Source organism: Asaia sp. A2, from assembly GCF_057319415.1.
Window position 1 is genome coordinate 46,528 of record NZ_JBXWTO010000012.1, and the last position, 24,293, is coordinate 70,820.

The window sequence follows — 24,293 nt, forward strand, 5'->3', positions numbered from 1 at the left end:
CCCTCAAGGGTCACTTGGTGGAAAAGGCATCCAGGATACGAACCCAGGAACGAATCCCCTTATGAAAGGATTCGACGCCATATTGTTCGTTAGGCGAGTGGATACGATCGTCATCTTGGGCAAACCCGACAAGAAGCGAGTCCATGTCGAGAGCTTCCTTGACTTCGGCAACGACAGGAATCGATCCACCGCAACCGATCGACACGGCAGGAACGCCCCACTCCTCGCCCAGCGCGGCCAGGGCAGTTTTCAGAAACGGCCCCTCTTCCGGCACGGCAAAGCCGCTCGATGCACCATGCTCGGCAAAGCTGACCTTGGCATCCACCGGCAGGACGGATCGGATATGGGCGCGGAATGCCTCACGCACGCGCTCCGGGTTCTGCCCCGGTACCAGACGGAACGAAACCTTGGCCATTGCACGGGCAGGAAGCACGGTCTTGAAACCATCGCCCTCATACCCGCCCGAAATGCCGTTGATCTCGTAGCTTGGCCGGGCCCAGATCTGCTCGATGGCCGTAAAGCCATCCTCACCAGCAGCGCTCGACAGCCCCACCGGGCCAAGTGTCACCGCGTCATCCGGGAAAATAGCCCGCCACTGCGCGCGAACCGTGTCGGACGGCGCAACCACCCCATCATAAAACCCGGGAAGCGTCACACGACCCTTGTCGTCACGCACACTGCCAAGCGCCTTGCAGAGCAGTTCGATAGGATTGCGCGCTGCATTACCAAACATGCCTGAATGCAGGTCATGCGTGGCGCAGTCGATGACTACTTCCTCACCGACCAGACCGCGCAGACCCGTCGTGATCGCCGGTGTGCGCCGATCGGGCATGCCGGTGTCGCAAATCAGCGCCACATCGGCTTTGAGCTCCGCAGCATTGGCCTTGAGGAACGGCATCAGATTGGCCCCGCCGCTTTCTTCCTCACCCTCGATCAGGATCGAGATCTGCAACGGCAGATCGCCCTTGATGGCTTTCCAGGCGCGGCAGGCCTCGATGAAGGTAAGCAGCTGTCCCTTGTCGTCCGATGCACCACGCGCCACGATGATCTTTCGGCCATCGGCCTCTGTCACAATGGCGGGGTCAAAGGGATCGCTCTTCCACAGATTGAGCGGGTCCGTAGGCTGGACGTCATAATGGCCATAAAACAGCACATGCGGGCCAGATGACGCTGTCTGGTCATGCCCCACAACCATCGGGTGCCCGGCTGTTTCACGCACGCTGGCATCGAACCCGAGGGCTGAAAGCTCCTCACGCAGCCATTCGGCGGCGGCCCTGCAATCGGCAGCATGTTTCGGCTGGGCCGAAACGCTCGGTATGCGCAGGAAGGTAAAAAGACGATCCAGACTTTTCTCCAGATCCCGATCGACCTGCTGCAATACCGCTGCCGTGCTGTCAGTCACGCATCTCTTCCTTTACCAAGCTCTGCCCCAACAAGGAGGCAAGCGTGTCGCGATAGACGGTCGTCATCGCTTGTGCCTGCTGCCTCGCCTCGTCGGACAGACGCTGCCATGTCTCCCGATCCTGATAAAGGGTGATGATCGCCTCTGCAAATGCGTCCAGATCGAGCGCCACTGTCTGCGCTCCTGGAACTGGCTGGTCGCCCACCGTTACGGCAGGCAGCCCGCAGGCTCCGGCGCTCAGGCGCTCGAAAGCCACCGACCCATCGCAAGTATCGGGCGCAATCATGAGACGGCAGTGCGCCGCGAGAGCCTGGAAATCTCCCTGCCCCTCAAGAAGCGGGGCCACGTTCTGATAATGCGTGATCATGGCCAGTTCGTAAGACTGCGTCGTCTCACAGGCGAGGATAAGCCTGACGGGCTCTGACAGTCGATCATGGAGGCGCATCATCACGCCGCGTACGAACCATTTCAGAAATGCAGCGCTATAACCCGCTACCAGAGCCGGCTGCGCCGCAAATAGCAGGTCGCACCGCTCATCAAAACCGGGGCTTTCCCGACAGGTCAGATCGTCACCCAGGATTGTCACGACTGTCACGCCGATCGCGCCCAGAATATCCCGCTGGCTTGCATCCGCAACGACGATCTGATGACAGAACCAGGCATTGCCTACTTCCTCGGCCAAGGCCTCTGCAAATCCTGCTTCATCCGTCTCGTGACGTGCCACCTGCACCTTGCGGGCATTGGAACGACGTTCTGCCGCTTCAAGCCAGCGGAGATCGAGGATCAATCCCTCTTCAGGCAGCAGCGCTGCCTTCTCGTTGCACAGATCGATCACCGCATTGAGCGTATGGCCGCCCATGATCCAGACCTTGTCGAAACCACGCGGCCGCTGCTCGAAAAGCTGCGCCAGATCATCCACGCCACCGCGCCGATATTCCACATCCTCGGGCAGAGCCGCCCTGGCCCTGCCCGTACAGGCTTCGTGTTCGTCGAGTACAAAAACCGTTACCTGTCGGCCGAGGCGCACAAGAGTCCCGCACAACGATGCAAGACGTGTCCGCTGCGCGTCTTGCTCTGCGGGGATCGCCCGCTTGATGACAAGAACACGCTGCCCCCATCGGGCCGGCTTGTGCAAGACATCGGAGTCAATCGGACGATGCGCCAGATTGCCACGCAGCACCTCGGCAAAATACCGTCGCAGGACAAGGGTTTCCCGTGCGATCAAAGCCATCGCTCCGGGCTCGCGCTGTGCTACACACACCATGAAATTGGGATCGTATCGGATTTGCCCTGTGCGCGTGACCTGACGCAGGGAGAGACACAACCCGGCCCATACGTGAGTTGCGATACGAAGCCCTGCAAGCACCTCATCCGGCTCCGGAATGGAGCGCAGGGCGCTTGTCCGACACAGCAAGGCACCCCCTCCCGTACCATCACAGGACCGCACAAAATCCACCGCTGGCGCGAAGGCCACGGCACCCTCGCCATAAGCCATGCAGCTTCCATCCCGGGCGACCGAAAGCCCTGCTTCAATGACGCGTAGGTCGAGCCCCAATGACTGGGGCGCAACGGCCACAACTTCCGGCATTTCGAAATGCAGCAGCGCCGCTTGCAGGGCCCCCGCAAACAGCGTGGTGCCCGGATCAATCAGCAATACCCTGCGCGCAGCAATTGCGGCGGCGGCCTTTCGCCACCCTGATTGCAAGGTCAACTGCTGGGAGGCAATCACTTCGATACCATAGGCATAGCGGGTGATATCAGCTGTTTCATCACGGGCGTGCCCGCCAAGCAGGATCACCTGCATTGCGCCGCAATTAGCCTCATGCAGTGAGGCCAGGGTCTGTATCAGATCAAGAAATGTGGCCGGTGCATTGATGATAACGCTCAGATCGGGCCGCCCGACATAGCGGAAATCAAGCGGGGATCGTGCGACAAGCGGCACAAGCGTCTCTCCGCGCAGGGCCTGCAAAGATGCCAGCGCACGCATCGAAGGCGGATCAGATACAACGCACGCCTCTTCTTCCCCCGCCCTTTTGATCAGTTGCACATAAGGGTTATCGCCTATGACCTTCCAGCCCGGCATATCGCCTTCAAGAGATACAGGCGCGAAATTGATGCCCTCATCGGGGCTGCGCCCCTCGAAAACACCGTGATGAACGAAGTGCTCATACCCATTCCGCAGAGCGCGTGCGCGCACCTGCTGGCTCACATCCTCGTAGCGCGCAAGATAGAAACTCTCATTAAACCAGGGGTTGGGGCAGAAGGCAGTAGGATTCTCGTTCGAAAGATAGTGATGCAGCGGAGAGGCATATTCTCCCTGCGTGATCAATGTGCTGACATCCGGATACTGCTCCAGATACCAGACCGGATCGAAGTACCAGGAGGTCCGCAATGAAGCGCTATCGGCACCAAGTAGCACCCTTGAAAACTCGCCAGTCCCTGGGTCATAGGGCAGACGCCTCTGAAGAATTTCGGCACGCACGACGTCAGGCGCGAAGAACGCCGAACTGACACGCCGCTCCTTCTGACCGATCGACAGATAATGATCATAGCCGTTAGCAAAACCCATCTGCCGCACAAGCGCAGGAGTCAGATCGGGGTTAAGGCCAAAATAGCCACTTTCCGAAAATAGCCAGTGGCAGGACCGCCCACGATGCCCGGTCTCGCAATAGTGCTGAAAGCCGGAATCAAAAACACCCATCCTGATACCGTTTTCGACATCGAAATGTGCCCTGCGGTACCATATCTCGTCAAAGAACCGGTTGGGCGAATGCGCATAACGTGCACCGTCGCGCAGCCAGAATTCGTAAAGCCCGCGATCGTCCGGCAGCCCACCGGTCATGCGGATTACAGCATCGCGATAACGCGCGCGGTACCATTGAGGGTCGAAAACAGCCCAGAGTGGGACGTGGGATTGCGGCTCGTCACCAGGTCCGATCGCGGCGAGAATATTGAGGGTCTGGGTCATCATACCGGTCCGGTCTTTTCAAGGCGTGGGTAGCTCAGGACTGGGCACGGCGGCTCAGCATAAGCGCATGAAAATCCACCGGCTGGATATTGGCGACCGGGAAACCGGCTTCACGAATCAGGCTCAGCAGAACATGACGGGCAGACGGGAACAGCCGGCGCGGTGCCTCGACCAGAAGAAGCGCCTCAAGAAGATCGGGGCGAGCATTCTGCACCGTAAATAGCCCGGAATAAACCAGTTCAATCTTGTAGAGTGCGTCGGGCTCAGGCGCCTCAGGGGTTGGTGCCGTACGATACCCCATCCCCTGAAGTGCCAGACTGACCTCGAAATTCGGCTGATCCTCAGCGAGTTGACGTGCGTTTACATCAATGCGCAAACCGATATGCGGCCTTGCTGGCAGACTGAAGAACACCTCCGGAGCGCCAATCGACGCAATTGTGGAGGACTTGAGATATTGCGTGCCAGAGACGAGCAATGTCTCAAGGGCGGCCTGATCGGTACGCCCGGATGTTTCCTTGCTTTCGCTGTTCGACATGACGTCCCGCTCCTCTTGTATCTTTCCATGTCTATGCTTGCCAACGACAAGCATAGCGCGCCAGTGCTTCTGTCATGACTTGGCGATCAAGACCAGACGAAGCCTGCCAGACTCAAGCGCTGGTCACGTTTTAAAACAGACCGTCCATTCAACGTTTCAGCCCTGCCCCGGCTGACATTTCCTCGGCACCCTGCTCAGAATGAACGGCGTTGCTCAAAAAACTTCACCGCGCAGAAAACCCAGCGCAGGCAGAGGCGACCAGCGTCGGGGCAGCTCTGCCCGGCCGATCTGCCTGACATCATAACGTAGCGGCGCTTTCTGCTCGGCTGCAAGGAACTGCCGATATTCGTGCACCTGACGACTACGCCACTCACAATCCGCCTGGGCAGCCTCACGCGTGGGATGCACACTGGCAATACGACTGCGTCGCCCCTGCCAGGCCATGACGGCCCACAACCGATCCGCGTTCGGCAAGGGCGGGCGGAACATGATAAGCTGAGACATGATGGTGCAAAGCCTCCCTCAGGACCATGAGCGGCTCGCCACGGCACCATGTCATTTGGCTCCAGGTCAAGAAAAAGCAACAAACCTTGCCGCTGACAGGAACCCGGGCTAAGGCGATACGATGAATGCGCGGCACGAAATTCTTGCGCCGATAACCCGGAAATAAGGGATCTTTGTGATGGTTCGCCTGCTCGTTATCGTCGTTTTTCTTGTCATTCTCATCACTTTTGCTTTGAGCAACCCCGATGCGCAGCCTTTATGGATCGTTTCCTATGGCTGGCAGTTCTCAGTGGGCATGCTGGTTCTGGGTGTGGGAGCTGCCAGCTTTCTCATTGGTGGTTTCGTGATGTTCATCGGCGAGATCAAGCAGCGCTCACGAGCCCGCAAGGCCGAACAGCAGGTGCGTGCCCTTGAAACGCAGGTGCTCGACCTTCATCAGCGTATCGACCGCCTGACAATCGCAACCGACCCGAGCCGTGCTCCCTATGAAACACAAACAGTCACAGGCTCAGCCGCTCCCTGATCTGTCGAGCGAACCGACACACGCACACATTCCTTCTACAAGACCCTCGTCGAGACAGTTTTCATGAAACGTACCCGCCTGATCGCCGCCCTTGACACACAAAGCCTGGACCAGGCGCGTCAGTGGGCCAAGGTGCTCGACGGACATGTCGATGCCATCAAGCTCGGTATGGAGTTCACTTATGCTCAGGGCTTTGCCGCCCTGCGTGAGGTCGCGGGAAGGAACCCGCTTTTTCTCGATCTCAAGCTGCATGATATTCCCAATACGGTCGCAAAGGGCCTGAGCAGCCTTGCGCCGATCGGAGCCTCGCTCCTGACCGTCCATGCCAGCGGCGGCGCAGCCATGATCGCAGCAGCAAGACAGGCGATCGATGCCGGCTACCCCCCCCTCCATCGACCGACCCTGCTAGCCGTGACCGTTCTGACGAGCATCGACGAGACAGCACTGCGTGAGAGCGGTGTACCGGCCACGCCACGCGAGCAGGTTGTGCGCCTTGGCCGTCTGGCCATGACCGCAGGAGCTGACGGGCTTGTCTGCTCGGCTGAAGAAATTTCCCCCCTGCGTGATGCGCTAGGCGACGCGCCCGTTCTGGTCGTCCCTGGCATTCGTCCTGCCGGAGCCGATGCCAACGACCAGAAACGCATCATGACGCCCCGACAAGCCGCGCAGGCCGGCGCGGATTGGATTGTAGTCGGTCGCCCCATCACTCAGGCTCCCGATCCGGGTGCCGCAGCGGCAGCTATTCAGGCCGAACTGGCCTCGACATGAAACCCCTCCCGCCGCGACGAGGAACACCTGAGGCAAAAGGCGCAGTCGGGGTCAAGATATGTGGCATCAGGGAGGCGCGATCCCTCAAAGCCGCTTGCGAGGCTGGCGCGGACTGGATCGGCCTCGTGTTTTTTGATCGGTCCCCTCGCCATATCACTCCGGCCCAGGCCGCATCTCTCATTGCGCAACGGCCCGAAACAGGGCCGCAGATCGTTGGCCTCTTCGTCAAGGCCAGCGACGAGATCATTGCCGAAGCACTGGCGACCTGCACTCTCGATGTGCTCCAGATTTATGACACACCGGAGCGGGCACGTGCCATACGTCAAAAATTCGGGCGACCTGTCTGGCTTTCGTGCCCTGTCAGCACACGCACAGACCTCCCCTCGTGCGACGATCTCGACGGATTTGTCATCGAGCCTCGCGCCCCTGCTTCTGCCGCAAACCCTGGCGGGAACGGCTTGCGGCTCGACTGGAATGTTCTGCGGGACTGGCAAGCACCCTTGCCGTGGATGCTGGCCGGCGGCCTGACGCCGGACAATGTCGGACCGGCGATTGCAGAGAGTGGCGCAGCTTTCGTTGATGTCTCATCCGGCGTTGAGACAGCACCTGGAGAAAAATCGACGACACTGATACGAAACTTCATTGAAAATGCTCGCGCCGCGTATCGGAGCCCTTGCGCACCCCATAAAAACTGATATGGTCCGCCCGCGTTGGAGAGATGGCCGAGCGGCTTAAGGCGCACGCTTGGAAAGCGTGTGTACGTTAATAGCGTACCGTGGGTTCGAATCCCACTCTCTCCGCCACCAACCCCTTGATATTTCACAAAGGTGCGCTGCACCCTCAGGCAGCAACGCGTCATTTGTCGGGTTTAAACGGCGCACGAGCATCAGGCCCGGTATCCACCATGCATGCGGCCACGCAAAAGGAATCGATTGCTTTCCCGAGCGCCCTGTCCGAACGCCAACTGAGTCCTCCTCCAAAGCGGTGAAGGGAGGAGGACAAAAGACGGTAGTCGATCAGCTGATTGTAAAATCGCTGGTCTTGAGGTCAGTAACGCCCATGAATGTAATCTTGGCATTGCCGTCAATCATGACCGAAGTATTACCCCCCGACACTGTTGCAGTATTCAAAATGCTCTGCGCCACAGCCGTGGATGAGGATGGCTTGTAATTATAGAGGAAAAACTTGTTATCCGCAGCGCGGAAATCGGTAATCGTGAAATTACCTGCCGTGTGATTATTCAACATACCGAAAAGATTACCCGCGCCCGAGCCTCCTGTAACCGTAGCAGATGCCGAACTGTCAGAGGTTCCTGTAAAAGCCGTGCCAAAATAGATCTGGTCAGACGCTGTTCCTCCAATGACGGTTTGCTGACCGGCGCCAGTCCATGCCGACAATCCTCCTGCCACATTGCGACCGTCAATGGTCTGTGTTCCAGTGGTATAGGGCTGATTGGCTGTGAACAGCAGACGCGATGTCGAACTGAGCGTCGCAGTGAGGCCATCAGCGCCGAAGATCGTGCCGCTACCGGCGGAGATAGCTGTGTTGCCCGTGCCAGAGATGAAATTGAGAGCACCGCTCACGCTGATCGATTGATCACTGCCATGCACAACCTGCAAATTCCCGGCAGCCGAAATCGTATCACCCTGAGTACCCGTGACCGTGGCAGAGCCCGCGCTCACATTAACCACCGATGAGGTACCACCATAGACCGTGCTGTTATCACCCACGGTAATTTTGTTTTTGCTGGAAAAATCCATCACAGCCGCATTGGTCTTGAGCGCGGCCGTCGAATTCCCCCCCTGCAATGACACGGTATCAATGGCCCCTGCGGCACCATAAATCGTGTCCTGCCCGATGGAATTGACGAAATTGTTTGACCCGCCAAGATAGATCAGGTTGTTGCCCGTACCACCGGTTATGGTGTTGGTTCCCTGTGCGCCATAGATGGTGTCATTACCGGCACCCGTCGCAATGTTCCACTTGCCCTTCGAGCCAGAGGCATTGAATACGTTATTGCCCTGAGTGGCGGCAAAACTGCCGGAATTGTTGCCAACCTTCACGGTCGAACCAAACTGGTTGGCAGAGACAATATTCAGATAGCTGGCTGAGTTCTGCGTCGTGTCGAGCGTGGTGCTGCCATTCAGCGTTTCAGTATCCGTGGAAGCCACAACGATATTGGAATAGTTACCCGATACGCCATAAGTGCCCGCACTATCCACAATGGCCTGCGATGCCTTCTGTGACGATATATAGTTGTTCGAGCCAGTCGACAGAATGCTGTTATCGAGCGTGCCCGCTGCGAGCAAGGTCTGGATGCTTGATGCATAAGACTTGGCCATGGTGCCAGCGGTATCGCCGGAGGTGTAAGGCACATAAACAGTATTGTTGACACCATTGACGACAAGATTGGGCATGGAAACCTCGCTGACTGTCTTTGTTGATCCATCGTCCTCTGGCACGATCGATACGACCTTGGCCGAAGTCGATCGGTCCGCATAGGAGACATTTTTGCTTGTATCGTAAGTAATGAACGGATCTTCTACATTGTAGTTTCCAGTTACATCTGTGGACTGACCTGTACCTATTGTCTCGACACCAATGTAGCAGCCGCTCAGATACCAGTTACTCAAATTCTCAAGGTCGCTGGCAAGATCGGGACGGGCGCCAACCAGCGATTTGATTGCCGCCATCAATCCCTGATTTACATCGACAGTCGTCTGATACATGACATTGTTATTGGCGGTGAGCGTGGGGTTGATATAGTCAGCCTGCGTGCCTGTGAAGTTGAAGATCGAGCCGCCAAGCGATGGCGTGATCGCAACATAGGTCTGAGGCACACCCTTGTAATCGACTGTCTCGAACTGAAGGAACAGACCAAAGCTCATGTTTGGGCCATGATAATTGATCGTAAAGTTGATACCGGCCTGATAAGAGCCCGTGGTGCCGGAATAATTGCTTATACCTTGCGTCATAGACGCCGTGATCTGATGATTAAATGAATACTGTCCATCAACTGCTTTCACCGCAGCAAGCTGTACATCGAGCAGATGGCCACCCTGAGCCGCCATCTGATAGACGTAATGACCATTATCCGGATCTTTATAGACGTTGTAGCTCGTCTTGCCTTGAGCAGACGTGGCAGATCCCTGCGTCCAGTGACCGACAGAGTAGCCGAAATTGCTATCCCATACGCGGGAGTCATCACCGCTGAGAGGATTGAAGGCAGTCGCCTGGTTCCACTGGATGATTGCCCAGTCAGGTGACTGGCCGCCATCGAGCTCGGAAAGGCTCTTATTGTAAATGATCTGCCCATTAACGACTTGCTGAGTGTTCATCGGCAGATTGGGACCACTTACACTAGGGTCAGTGTAAATATTGGCATTGGTTCCAGAATTACTAGTCCCCATCGTAAATCATACCCTTTCTTTTCGTTAAATAGAGTGCACGCCCTGTATCCCTTACAGTCTGCACTGCGATCATTTAAATTGTCTTAATTCCAAGGCAAATTTCTCACCGAATTGTGAGCTTAATATACATCGCGATAGAAGAACGACACTTGGAATTTAGTTGTAATTTTTGGATTACTTTTTATGTTTATAGATCCAGATCGATGGCGCCAATCTAGAAAAAATGAAGCAATCTGTATTCCCAACATATTGGCATGTTATCGATGTCAAATTCCGTTAAGCGCCTCCGCACCATTCGTTATCGACTATCAATAGTCTTGCGGTATGAGTCGGCCTGCCCCGGTACGAACGTAAAATAATTATGTTACGTTTTGAATCTTTACTATGGGTTCGTTAGCTAACCAGGGACCCGAGATCATTGGCCTACGCCCTATCCACCCACCCGGGTAGCTCACCAGAAACGTGCGCTGTGCCAGACACTCGCCCGCAAAGACTCTCTGGAAAGGGCACTATTTCAGGCAATACACTGCTGGCGATGGCATGCAGCCTTTCATGCGCATAGGCAAGGCACCCGACCCGGCCTCAGGCCAAAAAAAACCCCGGCCTGAGCCGGGGTTCTGGTATTCTTCAAGGACTCGCTACGCAAGCATCTCAGCGCGGCGCAAGCACCATGATCATCTGACGATTCTCGAGCTTGGGCATCTGCTCGACCTTGGCCTTGTCTTCCATCTCGATGCGAATGCGCTCAAGCATCTTGATACCAAGCTCCTGATGGGCCATTTCACGCCCCTTGAAGCGCAGCGAAACCTTGACCTTATCGCCTTCGGCAAGGAAGGAGTTCATGGCGCGCAGCTTCACCTGGTAGTCATTTTCATTGGTGCTGGGGCGCACCTTGACTTCCTTGATCTCGATGACCTTCTGCTTTTTACGCGCTTCGTTCTTCTTCTTCTGCTGTTCGTATTTGAACTTGCCGTAGTCAAGAATCTTGACGACCGGCGGCTCAGCCGTCGGGCTGATTTCCAGAAGGTCGAGTCCGACCGAATAAGCGCGAGCAAGAGCATCGCGCGTTGTCATGACGCCAGCCATTTCGCCGTCAGCGTCAATCAAGCGCACCTGAGGAACACGGATTTCCTCGTTAACTCGGGGCCCTTCACGGGTGGGTGCGGCCTGCATCGGTGGTCTAGCTATGGTCGTCTCCTGTCGACGTTTTCAGATCTTGTGCTTGTCGGCACTTCAATACGCGCAACCCGGCCATAAATTTCATCACCTTAGCGTGACGAAATTAACGGCTTGTTTGCGTGAAGGCCGGTGCCCCGACATAGTGACGAAGCACCGGGATTGCAAGGTTTTCCCACCTGTATGCTGCGTTTCAGCCCTGCAGACGTTGCATATCGGGTGCCTTGGCTTCTTCGCCCAGAAGTGTGACCACTTCCTCAAGGCCTAGAATTTCCTGCGCTGCGCCGCCCAGACGACGCATGGCCACCTTGCCTTCTTCCGCCTCGCGGCGCCCCACGACGAGAATGACAGGAACACGGGCAAGCGAATGTTCGCGGATCTTTGCGTTGATCTTCTCGTTGCGCCCGTCCACCTCAACCTGAAGCCCGGCGCGGCGTAGCCTTGCAGCCACATCCTGCGCGTAAGGCTCGGCATCCGTCACGATGCTCGCCACCACCACTTGCGTCGGGGCCAGCCAGAGCGGGAACTTGCCGGCAAACTGCTCGATCAGGATGCCGATGAAGCGCTCAAAGCTACCGAGAATGGCACGATGCAGCATCACCGGGCGATGACGCGCGCTGTCCTCACCGATATAGGAAGCATCCAGACGCTCGGGAAGGATGAAATCAACCTGCAACGTACCGCACTGCCAGTCGCGACCGATCGCATCCGTCAACACGAATTCAAGTTTCGGGCCATAGAAGGCGCCTTCGCCCGGGTTGGTCTCGAATGTCACACCGGCCAGGGCACAGGCTTCCTTGAGCGCCTTTTCCGACTTGTCCCAGGTCGCGTCGTCACCCGCACGCGCGTCAGGACGGTCGGAGAACTTCACACGAAAATTCTCGAAGCCCAGATCACGATAGACCTCATCGAGCATCGCAACGAACGTCGCCGTCTCGGCCGCAATCTGTTCCTCGGTGCAGAAAATATGCGCATCGTCCTGCGTAAAGCCACGGACACGCATGATGCCGTGCAGGGCCCCCGAGGGCTCGTAGCGATGACATGCGCCAAACTCCGCCATACGCAACGGCAGCTCGCGGTAGGAGCGCAGCCCATGACGGAAGATCTGCACATGGCAGGGGCAGTTCATGGGCTTGAGGGCGAGGGTCTTTTCCTCATCCTCAACCGTCGCGATGAACATGTGCTCGCGATATTTGTCCCAATGGCCCGAGGCTTCCCACAGAGCACGGTCCACAAGCTGGGGTGTACGCACTTCTTCATAGCCATAGCGCGTCTGGATACGACGCATATAGTCCTGAAGCACGGTGTACAGACGCCAGCCCTTAGCGTGCCAGAAAATCTGCCCCACCGCCTCTTCCTGGATATGGAACAGATCCATCTCACGGCCGATACGGCGATGGTCGCGCTTCTCTGCCTCTTCCAGCTGGTGCAGATAGGCGTCGAGTTCCTTCTGATCGCGCCAGGCCGTGCCATAGATACGCGTCAGCATGGGGTTACGATGGTCGCCGCGCCAATAGGCGCCTGCCACCTTCATGAGCTTGAACGCCGTGCCGATATCGCCGGTGCCGCGCATGTGCGGACCACGGCACAGATCGAGCCATGCCCCCTGACGATAGATCGAGATGGTCTCGCTCTCGGGCAGATCGCGGATCAGTTCCGCCTTGAAGCGCTCGCCCTTCTCCTCGAAGAAGGCAATAGCCGCGTCTCGATCCCATTCCTCACGCTCGAAGGGTGCATTGGCCGCGATGATCTCACGCATCTTGGCCTCGATCGCCTCGAAATCCTCTGGCGTGAAAGGCTGATTGCGGAAGAAATCGTAATAGAACCCGTCCTTGATGGAGGGGCCAATCGTCACCTGTGTGCCGGGCCAGAGCGCCTGCACGGCTTCGGCCAGCACATGGGCGGTATCATGGCGGATCATCTCCAGGACAATATCGTCCTTGCGCGTGATGAAGCGCAGCTCTGAATCCTCGGCAATAGTGGTCGACAGATCAACCAGCTTGCCATTCAGGCTCATCGCAACGGCAGCACGCGCCAGACCGGGACCGATCGAAGCCGCGACTGCCGTGCCAGTCGTGGCACCGTCGAACGTGCGAACGGAACCATCGGGCAGGGTAATGGCAGGCATGGAGATGCGCTCCTGGCGTAAGAGATAAGTTGAGCTGTTCTAATGGCCCCAGTTAAGGCAGGCCGCAACCCTGGAAACGTCGAGCCCGCGCAGATCATCAACGGCTAGAATACGCACCTGACCTGGCGCACGCCCGACCGGCGCCGTCAGACGCGGGTTACTTTCACCGGAAAACAGAACGAGAGACCGGCAACCCATCGCAGCCGCCAGATGCATCGGGCCTGTATCATTACCAACCGCCAGAGCGGCGCGCGCAAATATTCCCCCCAGCGACAGCAGATCGGTCTGTCCTGTCAGGTCGAGCATGGCGGGCACCTGCGCCTTGATCGTTTTGGCCAGACCGGATTCGCTGGCTGCGCCGATCATGACGACATGCAGGCCCGATGCGAGCAATTCATGCGCCAGCGCCGTATAATGGCGGGCCGGCCAACGTTTGGCGGGTCGATGAGGGGCCGCCCCCGGCACGATGACCGCATAGGGGGCAGGCAGATCGGGCCCACCACGCCCCAGCCACTCCAGATCCGTGCCGGACAATTCAGGCACACCCAGCCGCGCCAGCTGATCACGCTGTCGCGCCACGCTGTGCATGGCATCGCGATAGGGGTTATCGTGAAAAAATGCCCCATCCGGTGCAATCCCGCACCAGCGTCTCTGCCCGGCCAGACGCTGATACCGGGTGCTGCGCCCTGATGTCTGCAGATCAATCACCAGATCATGCCCGCGCAGGGTGCGACGCAGGGCCATCACACCGCGCAAGTCCGACCAGCGCGGTCGCGCATCGACGGTCACGTGATCGAACCACGGGCTGGCCTTGGCCAGCGGTGCAAACGGCGTGGTGGTCATCAGGGTGATCTCTGCCTCGGGCCAGTGCGCCCTGATGGCGGCAAAGGGGGCGAAGGCCTGCACGAAATCACCCAACGCGCCGAGCTTGATCACGAGTATACGAAACATCAGACCATCCTAGCCGAGGGCGCGTTGCGATGATACGCCATCTGTCTGCTCTCCCGGCGTCAGGCCATGCCCGGACCCGTGTCGCCCCGCAAGCAGGACCAGAATCCGGTGCAGGAACCCCCCATGTCCGACAATCCTTCCCACATCCTTTCCTTCGGCAGCGTCAATATCGACATCACCGCCCGCGCCGAGCGCATCCCCCATCCGGGCGAAACGGTCCATGCTGCAAGCTACGCCATTGGGCTTGGTGGCAAGGGGGCCAATCAGGCTGCTGCCGCAGCGCGTCTCGGACAGGGCTGCGGGCTGAACGTTTTCATGGCAGGCCGCACCGGCACCGATAATTTCGGTGCCATGGCGCGCAAGCTTCTCACCCCTTTTGGCGTCGATCTCAAAGCCCTGCGAGAGGACCCCGCTCACCCGACAGGCGTTGCGCTGATCACGGTTGATGAAAAGGCCGAGAACATCATTACCGTCGCAGGCGGTGCCAATATGGCGCTCGACGGCAGTGATGTCGCCGCCCATCGATCCCTGATCGAACAAGCATCGGTGCTGCTTCTTCAGCTCGAAATTCCTCTCGCCCTCACAATCGAAATCGCCGAGACCGCCAAAAGCGCAGGAACGCTCGTGATTGTCGACCCGGCCCCCGCCCCGGTCGATGGCCTGCCTAAGGCCCTGTGGCGCGCTCTCGATATCGTCACCCCCAACGAAACCGAAACGCGCCTTCTGACTGGCATCTACCCTGAAACGCAAGAAGATGCTGCGCGGGCTGCCCGCAAATTGCAGGCCCTCGGTGCCACCCATGCACTGGTCAAGATGGGGGCAAGAGGGGTGTATTATCTCAGCGGTGATCGGGAAGGCTTTGTCCCCCCTTATCCGGTCAAGGCTATCGACACCGTTGCAGCAGGCGATTGCTTCAACGCCGGTCTCGCCGCAGCCCTCACGCTAGGCAAGCCGTTCGACGAAGCTGTGCATTTTGCTGCAGCCTGCGGTGCGCTCGCGACCACGCGGCTTGGCGCTGCCGAAGCAGCGCCGCACTGGCACGATGTTACAGCGATGGTTGAGAACAGACCCGCTACCTGACCAAAATACAGGTCGAAGATCCGGGGCGACGGACCACGCGGTCCGTCTCCTGATTTATGAGCTTTTACCTCGGGCTGACGCCAGGTCAGTCCTGATCGGGGTCGGCGTCGAGAACGGCCTCGTCCTGTCTTGCCAGGTAGGCTTCGTGGCCGTCCGGGGCGAGGGTGATCACACGGTCCCAGTCCTGACGCGCCCGCTCGTATTGCCGCAGGCGCACATTCAGAATCCCGCGCTCCAGCAGGGCCTCGACGTCATCGGGCGACAGGGCCAGCGCCCGATTGGTATCTGCCATCGCTTTCGCGCTCTGCCCAAGATAGCGATAGGCGGTAGCGCGGACCACGAAAGCCCCGACCAGATAGGGGTCTGGCGCCGCACCCTGTGTTGCCACCGCCGGGGCTTCGGATGCCGCAGCCAGCCCCGCACCCGGCAGGGCGCCGAGAGCCGCGATCGTTTCTGCAAAATGCCCCTGCATCGACAGGCTGCGGGCCAGAAGCACCTTTAGGCCGAGGGACCCGGGATCATGCGACAATGCCTGCCGCGCCGCACGTTCCGCTGCTTTTCCGTCCCCTGCCAGCAACCAGGCTGCGGCCGCCTGCTCGGCAAAAACGGCGTGCTCACCGGTGTCCCCACCATGCCCGTCCTGCGCGGTAGCGGCATGCGAAGGCAAGGCAGGCCCTGCCGGCACCGACGCGCCATGCCCTTGCTGGCCTTTTCCACCCTGCATGGCGGGGGGGGCCTCCGGCGCTGCCAGACCCTCGAACTCCGTCGCGGCATCCCGATACGCGCCAAGTGCCAGATCAGCCTGCGCCAGACACTCATGGGCGCTGCGCCCCCCGCCATGATGCAGCCAGTCCTGCGCCGTTTCCTGCACCAGATCAGGGGTATCGGGTAACGGTGCCAGGCAATGCGCAAGGGTTTGCGGCGGGGAATAGGCCAACGCCCCCCCTGCCCAAAGGCCACTCCCTATCGCCAAGGCACCAAAAGCGTGTTTCATACCTTGTGATTGGCGCGGCATCGCGCCAGCGGTCAAGCGCGAATGGGAGCTTTCATGCCACCTCACCTCGTTATTCTGGGTCAGGGCTATTCTGCCAGTGCCGTTGTCGTGCCTGCCAAAGCCCAGGGCTGGCAGGTGACCGGTACGAAACGTGCGCCCGAGCCGGACTCGGCTCTGCTCGCTTTCGATGCCGCCGGAGAGGCCCTGCATGAGGCCACCCATGTGCTGATCAGCGCGCCACCTTCCGAGGCGGGCGACCCGGCACTGCTGCGCTATGAAGACGTGCTGCGCGAGGCGCCCCATCTGTGCTGGATCGGCTATTACTCAACCACCGGCGTCTATGGCGACCGTCAGGGTGGCAGCGTTGATGAAACCACGCCCGTCGCTCCCGGTCAGTCGCGCAGCCATGCCCGCGTGCAGGCCGAGCAGGACTGGCAGGCGCTTGCACGCGACCGCCAGATTGCCTGCGATATCATGCGGCTTGGCGGCATCTATGGCCCCGGGCGCTCGGCGTTCGACACGCTGCGCTCAGGCAAGGCCAGGCTGGTCGATGCACCCGGTCACCTGTTCAGCCGCATCCACCGCGACGATATTGCCGGTGCCACGCTTGCAGCAATGGCCACGGCCTCTCCTGCCTCATCCCGCATCCTGAATTTTGTCGATGACTGTCCCAGCCCCCAGGCCGATGTGTTCGAGGAAGCCGCACGACTCAGCCATCATCCCCTCCCCCCCAGAGTAAGCCTTGAGGCCGCCTGGGCAGAGCTGAGCCCGATGGCCCGCAGCTTCTGGTCAGAAAGGCGCGTGGTTCAGAGCAGACTGACACAGCAACATCTTAGGCGGTCCTGGCTTTACCCCAGCTATCGCGAAGGACTGGCTGCCATTTACGCCTCTGAAACACCCTGAATGGCAAAAGGCTCTGCGCGTGATACGCCCTGCAGGCCTTCTGACACACACCACCCCCGGAGATAAGAGGCTGAGAGCATTGATGAGAGTGGCGCTTTGAGACACATGTTTTCAGCAAAAAAAACATTCCGGACTGGCAACCCTGTTCACGGATACGCTAAGCCGGAAGCGCCCATGACCAAGCTCCGTTTTTTCCGCCCGCTTCTGCCTGCGCTTTGCGCCATCATGCTGCCTTGCCTGCTGACAGGCTGCATCACCATCGGGCCGACACGTCTGTCGCACGACCAGCTCGATTATTCGCGCGCGCTGGGCGAGGCCGAAAAGCATGCGATGCTCCTTAACATCATACGCATACGCTATGCCGACCCGCCGACCTTTCTCGACACCACGCAGGTCATTGCAGGCTATCAGCTCAATCGCTCGGTCAATGGGGGGTTCAACGCCTTCCCCTCTGGCGTGGGGAGCTATCTGTTTGGCAGCGGCACTGCCACGCTGCAGGAAAGTCCGACCTTTACCTATCAGCCCGAGACCGGGCAGCAATATGCAGAAAACGTCATCCGGCCAATCTCGCCGGTGGTTATCATGCCGCTCAGCCTCGGCGGCCTGCCCATCGACACGCTTTTGCGCCTGACGGCTCAGTCGATCGATGGATTATCCAATGTCCGCGCTCTTGGCGCCGGCCCCACGGGCGGTGGTTCGGTACGATTCTACCTGCTGTTGCATGATCTGCGCCAGTTGCAGATCCAGGGCGCCATGACGATACGCATCTCGAACGATGCCCCCAAACCCTCTGGCGACCAACCCCCGACCGGTTCGGCCAACAAACCCTCAGGCACACAACCTGAACACGCTTATCTCGTTCTGACCGCCACCTCGGACCCGGCCCTGACCACCATTCAGGCTGAAGTACGCCGTCTGCTTCATCTCGACCCCCACGCCGAAGAGGCGGAAATCGTTTACGGACCCTACCCCAAGGTGCCAGGACAGATCGCCATCCTCACACGCTCCATGTTCGCCATGCTGTCGCAGATTGCCTATGAGATGGAAGTACCAGAAGAGGACGTCAAAGCCACACGAACGCTGCCCACGATCAGCCCGGTTGGTATCGAAACGCGCCCCGATGTCGTGATTCATTCCGGCAGATCAGCACCTGAGCATAATTACGATGAAGTGCGCTACAGGGGCCGCTGGTACTGGATCAGCGATGACGATTTCCGCAGCAAGCTGAGCTTCACCATGATGCAGATCCTTGCCGCGCTTGCCGCCACCAGTCATTCGCCCGGCGCGGTCATCACCATTCCCGCCGGCTGAGACGCTGCCTGCCAACCGGCCCGAGGCGCAGGCGGGCACCCATGATACTTCAGCCATACGCTCAACCTTCCCCCTCCCGGATTGAACAAGCCGTCAGAACGCGTTGAGAAAAAGAGGGGCCCTCTCTCGCAGGCCGGGCGCAGCAGAGTGCCTGCAAAAGCACAGCACTCGCCAAAAGCACCCGCCACCGCGCCATCACAAAACCATACTGCTCACACGACGTATCATGATTTTCACTGATATGTGTTGCCCTGTTCTGTTTGCCTTCAGGATAGTCTCCGCAGCTCGTCTCAAGGAGGTTTCATGACGTCTCGTACCAGACCCAGACGCATCAGCGACTGGGGGACATTGGCGCTCGCCATACTCATTGTCCTGTTCGGACTGATCTTTGTCGGCGGTGGTGGCTATCTGCTCAGCCTCGGTGGCTCAGCCTATTATCTGATCTGCGGCATCGTGCTGCTGGCCTCGGGGCTTTTCATGGCCATGGGCCGTCTGCTTGGCGGGTATCTTTTCCTTCTCGCCTGGGCCGGCACGCTGCTCTGGACCGTTGCCGAATGTGGCTTTGACTGGTGGGGCTGGCTGCCGCGCCTGTTCGGTCCTACGCTGATTGCCATTCTCGTCGTGCTCAGCCTGCCTGTCCTGCGTCGTCAGGATACGGTTCGTCCAGTTTCCCGTGGAGCCGTCTGATGCGTAGACCAGCCCTTATGACTGCCACCATCCTTGGCAGCCTGATTTCCGCTTCAGTAGCTCTGGCGCAGATCCCGCCATCGAACTCCACGCCCGGTGAAGATAATACCCCGGTCAGCCAGGCTCACAATGCAGGTGCCGGTCGCTTTGGTGGCCCCGCACCTTCCGCGCCGCAGGCTCCTGGCGTGAATGCCGCCAATCTGCCCGATATTTCCGAGATCGGCATTGCCGATGTTCCGGCCGCTGTGCCGCAGATCGACAGCACCCCCGCGCGTGAAGACTGGCCCGCTTATGGCCGTGACTCCAACCAGTCGCGCTTTTCACCGCTGGATCAGTTGACGCCCGAAAATGTCGGCAAGCTCAAGCGCGCCTTTGTCTATCACACAGGCAGCAAGCCTGGTCCGGGGCAGGCCAATAAATGGGCTGCCGAAACCACCCCCATCAAGGTTGGCAATTCGCTCTATATGTGTTCGGCGATGAACGACATGATGCGTATCGATGCCGCCACCGGCAAGGAAATCTGGCGCCATGATGCCGGGGTGAAGTACCATTCCATTCCCTACACCGCTGCGTGCAAGGGCGTGACCTATTACACCTCCTCGACCATCCCTGAAGGCCAGCCCTGCCATAACCGCATCATGGAAGCCACGCTCGACATGCGCCTGATTCAGGTCGATGCCGAGACGGGCAAGTTGTGCGAGGGCTTCGGCTTTGGCGGTCAGGTCAACCTGATGCAGGGCATGGGTGAATCAGTACCCGGTTTTGTGTCCATGACCACCCCGCCCCCAGTCATCAACGGTATCGCTGTGGTGAACCACGAGGTTCTTGATGGTCAGCGCCGCTGGGCCCCTTCGGGCGTGATCCGTGGCTACGACGCTGAAAGCGGCAAGTTCGTCTGGGCCTGGGATGTCAACAACCCCGACAACCATCATCAGCCCGAGCCTGGCAAGTTCTACAGCCGCGGCACACCCAATTCATGGGCTGCCATGACCGGTGATAACGAGCTTGGTCTGGTCTATGTCCCGACCGGCAACTCGGCCGCCGATTATTACAGCGCCATGCGTACCGACAAGGAAAACGCTGTCTCGTCCTCCATCGTCGCGCTCGACGTCAAGACAGGCGAACCGCGCTGGGTTTTCCAGACAGCGCATAAGGATGTCTGGGACTACGACATCGGCTCCCAGGCGACCAAGTTCGACTATCATCATGCCGATGGCTCCGTCACGCCGGCTCTGCTGGTACCCACCAAGCGTGGCCAGACCTTCGTGCTTGACCGTGCAACAGGCAAGCCGCTGCCGGAATTCCCCGTAGTCGAAAAGCCTGCGCCCGCCAGCACGATGTCGGACGATCCGCGCAGCCCGACCCAGCCCTGGTCGACCGCTTTCCCGCGCCTTGCTTTCCCTGACCTGAAGGAAAGCGACATGTGGGGCATGTCGCCCATTGACCAGCTTTATTGCCGCATCATGTTCCGCAAGGCACGTTATGTCGGTGAGTTCACCCCGCCTGCACTCGACAAGCCGAATATCGAATATCCCGGCTATAACGGTGGCAGCGACTGGGGCAGCATGGCCTATGATCCGCAATCGGGCATTGTCATTGCCAACTGGAACTCCACCCCGATGTACGATCAGCTCATCACCCGCAAAAAGGCTGATGCGCTGGGCCTGAAGCCGATCGACAACCCCACCTACAACCCGGCTGGCGGCGGTGCTGAAGGTAATGGCGCCCAGGCCGACACGCCTTACGGCATTGTCGTGACCCCGTTCTGGAACCACTATACGGGCATGATGTGCAACAAGCCGCCTTACGGCATGATCGAGGCCATCGACATCAAGACCAAGAAGGTCCTGTGGTCGCGCCCCCTCGGCACGGCTCGCGCCAATGGCCCGTGGAACATGCCGACGGGCCTGCCCTTAAATATCGGCACGCCGAATAACGGTGGCTCGGTCATCACCAAGGGCGGTCTCGTCTTTGTGGCAGCGGCAACCGACAACCAGATCCGCGCCATCGACATCAAGACCGGCAAGGATGTGTGGTCCGACGTGCTCCCCGGAGGCGGCCAGGCCAACCCGATGACCTATGAAGTCAACGGCAAGCAATATGTAGCCATCATGGCCGGTGGTCATCACTTCATGATGACACCTGTTACCGACCAGCTTGTTGTCTATGCCCTGCCGGACGAGGCTGATACCAAGCACTGAGTTTTACTTTTCCAACAGAAGTCAGGCACATAATCGCCTGTTTTCTGGAAATTGTAGAAAAGGTCGGAGGAATACCTCCGGCCTTTTTCTTTTACCCGCGCCTTGCGCAGCGCACGACAACACACAGTCCCTGGTTGCCTGATCTGTGTCACAACTTCCTCAACATGGGTTTTTTTTGATAGCTGCCCTGTCTTTTTCCTCCCGACGGCGCACGCTTCATGCTACCGGCAATCCATGTCACGCCTTCGTCCCAACATCCTTCAGGTTCTCCCGGCCCTTGGCACGGGGGGGATCGAGCAGGGGACTGTGGAAATGGCAGAGGCCATCATCGCCGCTGGTGGTCGCGCTGTGGTAGCCAGTGCGCGCGGAGCCCTCCTGCCACGCCTGCGCTCGATAGGCGCCCGCCATATCGAGCTGCCCCTCAATCAGAAATCTCCTCTCGCCATTTTGCGCAATGCCCGCACCCTGTCGCAGCTGATCCATGATGAAAGGATTGACCTGGTTCATGCGCGTTCCAGAGCGCCTGCCTGGGCGGCGTGGCACGCAACGCGTCGCACCCGCACGCCCTTCGTCACGACGTGGCATGGTGTGCACAAGGCCAGTTTCCCGGGCAAGAAACGCTATAATGCGGTGCTGGCGCGTGGGGCGCGTGTCATTGCCATCAGCACCTATATCGCCACCCGCCTGCGTGATGACTACCAGGTAGGCAATGACCGGCTGCGTCTGATCCCACGCGGGGCCGATATGGCCCGGTTTGATCCCGCCCTCGTCAACGGCGCGCGTATCCAGGCCCTTGCCGAAAGATGGCAAATTCCTCCCGGCACGCCCGTCATCATGTTGCCGGGCCGTCTCACACGCTGGAAGGGGCAGTTGTTTCTCCTGCGGGCAATGGCCCGACTACAACACCTTCTGCCCGGTCCCTGGCTTGCCGTGCTTGTCGGCCCGGCCGATCCGAAAGACAGCTATGTCAAGGAGATCGAGGCCACAGCCGCGCAGCTCGGCCTGCGCGAGCGCCTGCGTTTCGCCGGGCTCTGTCAGGACATGCCTGCGGCCTATGCGCTGGCTGATGTCGTGACCGTTCCCTCTCTCCGGCCCGAACCTTTCGGCCGCGTGGTCATTGAGGCACAGGCCATGGGCCGGCCCGTGGTCGTGACGGCGCAGGGTGGTGCCATGGAAACCGTCCTACCCTGTCAGACCGGGCTGCTCATTCCACCCGACGATGCCCAGGCACTGGCCGACGCGCTGTTTCAGATCCTTACCCTGTCCGAGGGCGCCCGCTCTCTGCTATCGGAAACGGCACGTCATCACATTGCGGAAAACTATACGACGCGGCAGATGCAATCGGCCACGCTCGCCGTCTATGATGAACTGCTCGGTAGCAGCCTGTCGGACAATTTTCGGGAATACTGCCCATGACCACACCATCCCGCCCGAACCTGACCGAAAAGGCGCAAGCTGATCTCGACAAGCGTCAGACGCGTGAGGCCGCAGCCCTGCGTGCCAACCTCCTGCGCCGCAAGGCCCAGGTGCGTAACCGCGCGGTCAAGGCGCCTGAGGACCAGGACATCCCAGCCCCCTCTACCGAGACTTCTTCTTCCTGAAAGGAACCATTCATGTCCAAGGCTCTCTACGCCACCATGCGCGCCCTCCCCGGCAAGCGCGAGGAAGTCGCCCGTCTGCTCACGGCCCTAGCCGATGACGTGCGCGGCGAACCCGGCAATGAACGCTTCGTGGTCTATACCCTCGAATCCGACCCTGATTTCTTCCATGTCGAAGAGACCTATCGTGACGACGATGCCTTCAAGGCCCATATGGGCATGGAACATGGCAAGGTGTTCAACAACGCCATCAAGACCCTCGTCGAGGGTGGTGCATCGCAGGTCGTATTCCTGACCCATATCGCCTGATTTCGGGCGTCCGGGTTCCTCGCCCGCCCTCCCCGGTTTGCAGGACCACCGTTGCGCGGCTAGACCTGCAAACCCGTTCATTTCCCACAGATCGAGAGACTCACGATGCCCATCATGCCAGATAGCTGGATCCGCCAGATGGCCCAGGAAAAGGGCATGATCGAGCCCTTCGTTGAAGCCCAGAAGCGCGAGGGCGTCATTTCTTACGGCCTCTCCTCCTATGGGTATGACGCCCGCGTTGGCGAGGATTTCAAGATCTTCACCGATGTCGACAACGCTGTGGTGGACCCCAAGAAATTTGCGGCAAACAGCTTCGTCACGCGCACGGGCGATATCACCATCCCGCCGAACAGCTTCGCCCTCGCCCACACGGTCGAATATTTCCGCATTCCGCGCGATGTGCTTGTGGTCTGCCTTGGCAAGTCCACCTATGCCCGCTGCGGCATCATCGTGAACGTGACCCCGCTCGAACCTGAATGGGAAGGTCAGGTCACCATCGAGATCAGCAACACGACCAAGCTGCCCGCACGCATTTATGCCAATGAGGGTATCTGCCAGTTCCTGTTCTTTCAGGGCGCCTCGCCCTGCGAAACGAGCTATGCCGATCGCGCTGGGAAGTACATGAAGCAGCTTGGCGTCACGACCCCACGTCTCTGATACCCTGCCCCTCATAAGGGGCCCTGCCTCAGGCCTTGCCCGCACCGGACCGTTCCTGCGTGTCCTGTCCGGTCAAGGCATGAAGAGAGAACGCGTCCCTTCCGCGGGGCATCAAGCGTAGCCCCTCGATACACCTGCCGATCACCCGTGATTCCGCTCAACTGCGACTCGGGTCAGTATCGCAAAAC

Annotated in this window: 21 protein-coding genes and 1 tRNA gene; 13 read left to right on the forward strand and 9 right to left on the reverse strand. The window is 59.2% G+C overall.

What is annotated here, in order from left to right; genetic code table 11:
* Positions 1-10: 10 nt before the first annotated feature.
* From ACWNRM_RS11225 to ACWNRM_RS11240, 4 genes are all read right to left on the reverse strand, one after another.
* Positions 11-1,402: a M20/M25/M40 family metallo-hydrolase gene (locus ACWNRM_RS11225; RefSeq protein ID WP_485170858.1), complete on the reverse strand. Its 1,392-nt coding sequence runs from the start codon at positions 1,400-1,402 to the stop codon at positions 11-13.
* The gene (locus tag ACWNRM_RS11230; RefSeq protein WP_485170859.1) at positions 1,395-4,373 is read right to left on the reverse strand and encodes a glycosyltransferase; all 2,979 of its coding nucleotides are present in this window, start codon (positions 4,371-4,373) and stop codon (positions 1,395-1,397) included. The genes ACWNRM_RS11225 and ACWNRM_RS11230 overlap by 8 nt, the downstream gene beginning before the upstream one ends.
* A 31-nt stretch (positions 4,374-4,404) precedes the next feature.
* Positions 4,405-4,905 (reverse strand): protein-export chaperone SecB, encoded by a 501-nt coding sequence (locus ACWNRM_RS11235; protein WP_485170860.1) that lies wholly within the window; start codon positions 4,903-4,905, stop codon positions 4,405-4,407.
* Between the two features lie 213 nt (positions 4,906-5,118).
* Positions 5,119-5,409: a hypothetical protein gene (locus tag ACWNRM_RS11240; RefSeq protein WP_485170861.1), complete on the reverse strand. Its 291-nt coding sequence runs from the start codon at positions 5,407-5,409 to the stop codon at positions 5,119-5,121.
* Between the two features lie 178 nt (positions 5,410-5,587).
* Between ACWNRM_RS11240 and ACWNRM_RS11245 the strand changes: the two genes are divergently transcribed.
* The 4 genes from ACWNRM_RS11245 (at position 5,588) to ACWNRM_RS11260 (ending at position 7,503) form a co-directional block, all read left to right on the forward strand.
* Positions 5,588-5,932, forward strand: coding sequence for a LapA family protein (locus ACWNRM_RS11245; RefSeq protein WP_485170862.1), 345 nt, complete (start codon positions 5,588-5,590; stop codon positions 5,930-5,932).
* A gap of 63 nt (positions 5,933-5,995) precedes the next feature.
* Positions 5,996-6,700 (forward strand): orotidine-5'-phosphate decarboxylase, encoded by a 705-nt coding sequence (gene pyrF / locus ACWNRM_RS11250; protein WP_485170863.1) that lies wholly within the window; start codon positions 5,996-5,998, stop codon positions 6,698-6,700.
* A complete protein-coding gene (locus tag ACWNRM_RS11255; protein ID WP_485170864.1) occupies positions 6,697-7,395 on the forward strand; it encodes a phosphoribosylanthranilate isomerase in 699 nt (232 codons plus the stop codon). Before pyrF ends, ACWNRM_RS11255 begins: the two co-directional genes overlap by 4 nt.
* Before the next feature lie 17 nt (positions 7,396-7,412).
* Positions 7,413-7,503 (forward strand) — tRNA-Ser (locus ACWNRM_RS11260).
* A gap of 213 nt (positions 7,504-7,716) precedes the next feature.
* Here ACWNRM_RS11260 and ACWNRM_RS11265 read toward each other — a convergent pair.
* The 4 genes from ACWNRM_RS11265 to ACWNRM_RS11280 all read right to left on the reverse strand — a co-directional run bounded on the left by ACWNRM_RS11265 (position 7,717) and on the right by ACWNRM_RS11280 (position 14,365).
* Entirely contained in the window at positions 7,717-10,038 is a 2,322-nt protein-coding gene (locus ACWNRM_RS11265) for a beta strand repeat-containing protein (RefSeq protein ID WP_485170865.1), read from the reverse strand.
* A gap of 723 nt (positions 10,039-10,761) precedes the next feature.
* Positions 10,762-11,283 carry a translation initiation factor IF-3 gene (gene infC, locus ACWNRM_RS11270; protein WP_485170866.1) on the reverse strand — a complete coding sequence of 174 codons (522 nt, stop codon included), beginning with the start codon at positions 11,281-11,283 and terminating at the stop codon, positions 10,762-10,764.
* Between the two features lie 196 nt (positions 11,284-11,479).
* Positions 11,480-13,414, reverse strand: a complete 1,935-nt coding sequence (gene thrS, locus ACWNRM_RS11275; protein ID WP_485170867.1) for a threonine--tRNA ligase — start codon at positions 13,412-13,414, stop codon at positions 11,480-11,482.
* Positions 13,415-13,453: 39 nt separating this feature from the next.
* Positions 13,454-14,365, reverse strand: coding sequence for a glycosyltransferase family 9 protein (locus ACWNRM_RS11280; protein ID WP_485170868.1), 912 nt, complete (start codon positions 14,363-14,365; stop codon positions 13,454-13,456).
* A gap of 123 nt (positions 14,366-14,488) precedes the next feature.
* Here ACWNRM_RS11280 and rbsK point away from each other — a divergent pair, with 123 nt between their 5' ends.
* A complete protein-coding gene (gene rbsK, locus ACWNRM_RS11285) occupies positions 14,489-15,445 on the forward strand; it encodes a ribokinase (protein ID WP_485170869.1) in 957 nt (318 codons plus the stop codon).
* A gap of 85 nt (positions 15,446-15,530) precedes the next feature.
* On the opposite strand, the gene ACWNRM_RS11290 is transcribed toward rbsK, so the two are convergent.
* A complete protein-coding gene (locus tag ACWNRM_RS11290; protein WP_485170870.1) occupies positions 15,531-16,439 on the reverse strand; it encodes a tetratricopeptide repeat protein in 909 nt (302 codons plus the stop codon).
* Positions 16,440-16,493: 54 nt separating this feature from the next.
* On the opposite strand from ACWNRM_RS11290, the gene ACWNRM_RS11295 reads away from it, so the two are divergent.
* The 8 genes from ACWNRM_RS11295 to dcd all read left to right on the forward strand — a co-directional run bounded on the left by ACWNRM_RS11295 (position 16,494) and on the right by dcd (position 24,105).
* Complete coding sequence (locus ACWNRM_RS11295; protein WP_485170871.1) at positions 16,494-17,342, forward strand: Rossmann-fold NAD(P)-binding domain-containing protein; 849 nt, start codon at positions 16,494-16,496, stop codon at positions 17,340-17,342.
* A 174-nt stretch (positions 17,343-17,516) separates the two neighbouring features.
* Positions 17,517-18,653, forward strand: a complete 1,137-nt coding sequence (locus ACWNRM_RS11300) for a hypothetical protein (protein ID WP_485170872.1) — start codon at positions 17,517-17,519, stop codon at positions 18,651-18,653.
* A gap of 303 nt (positions 18,654-18,956) precedes the next feature.
* A complete protein-coding gene (locus ACWNRM_RS11305; protein WP_485170873.1) occupies positions 18,957-19,340 on the forward strand; it encodes a glycerol dehydrogenase in 384 nt (127 codons plus the stop codon).
* Positions 19,340-21,541 (forward strand): pyrroloquinoline quinone-dependent dehydrogenase, encoded by a 2,202-nt coding sequence (locus ACWNRM_RS11310; RefSeq protein ID WP_485170874.1) that lies wholly within the window; start codon positions 19,340-19,342, stop codon positions 21,539-21,541. The genes ACWNRM_RS11305 and ACWNRM_RS11310 overlap by 1 nt, the downstream gene beginning before the upstream one ends.
* 234 nt (positions 21,542-21,775) lie before the next feature.
* Positions 21,776-22,957 (forward strand): glycosyltransferase family 4 protein, encoded by a 1,182-nt coding sequence (locus tag ACWNRM_RS11315; protein WP_485170875.1) that lies wholly within the window; start codon positions 21,776-21,778, stop codon positions 22,955-22,957.
* Complete coding sequence (locus ACWNRM_RS11320) at positions 22,954-23,142, forward strand: hypothetical protein (RefSeq protein ID WP_485170876.1); 189 nt, start codon at positions 22,954-22,956, stop codon at positions 23,140-23,142. The genes ACWNRM_RS11315 and ACWNRM_RS11320 overlap by 4 nt, the downstream gene beginning before the upstream one ends.
* A gap of 12 nt (positions 23,143-23,154) precedes the next feature.
* Entirely contained in the window at positions 23,155-23,448 is a 294-nt protein-coding gene (locus tag ACWNRM_RS11325; RefSeq protein ID WP_062165463.1) for a putative quinol monooxygenase, read from the forward strand.
* Between the two features lie 105 nt (positions 23,449-23,553).
* Complete coding sequence (gene dcd, locus ACWNRM_RS11330) at positions 23,554-24,105, forward strand: dCTP deaminase (protein WP_023979878.1); 552 nt, start codon at positions 23,554-23,556, stop codon at positions 24,103-24,105.
* Positions 24,106-24,293 lie beyond the last annotated feature (188 nt).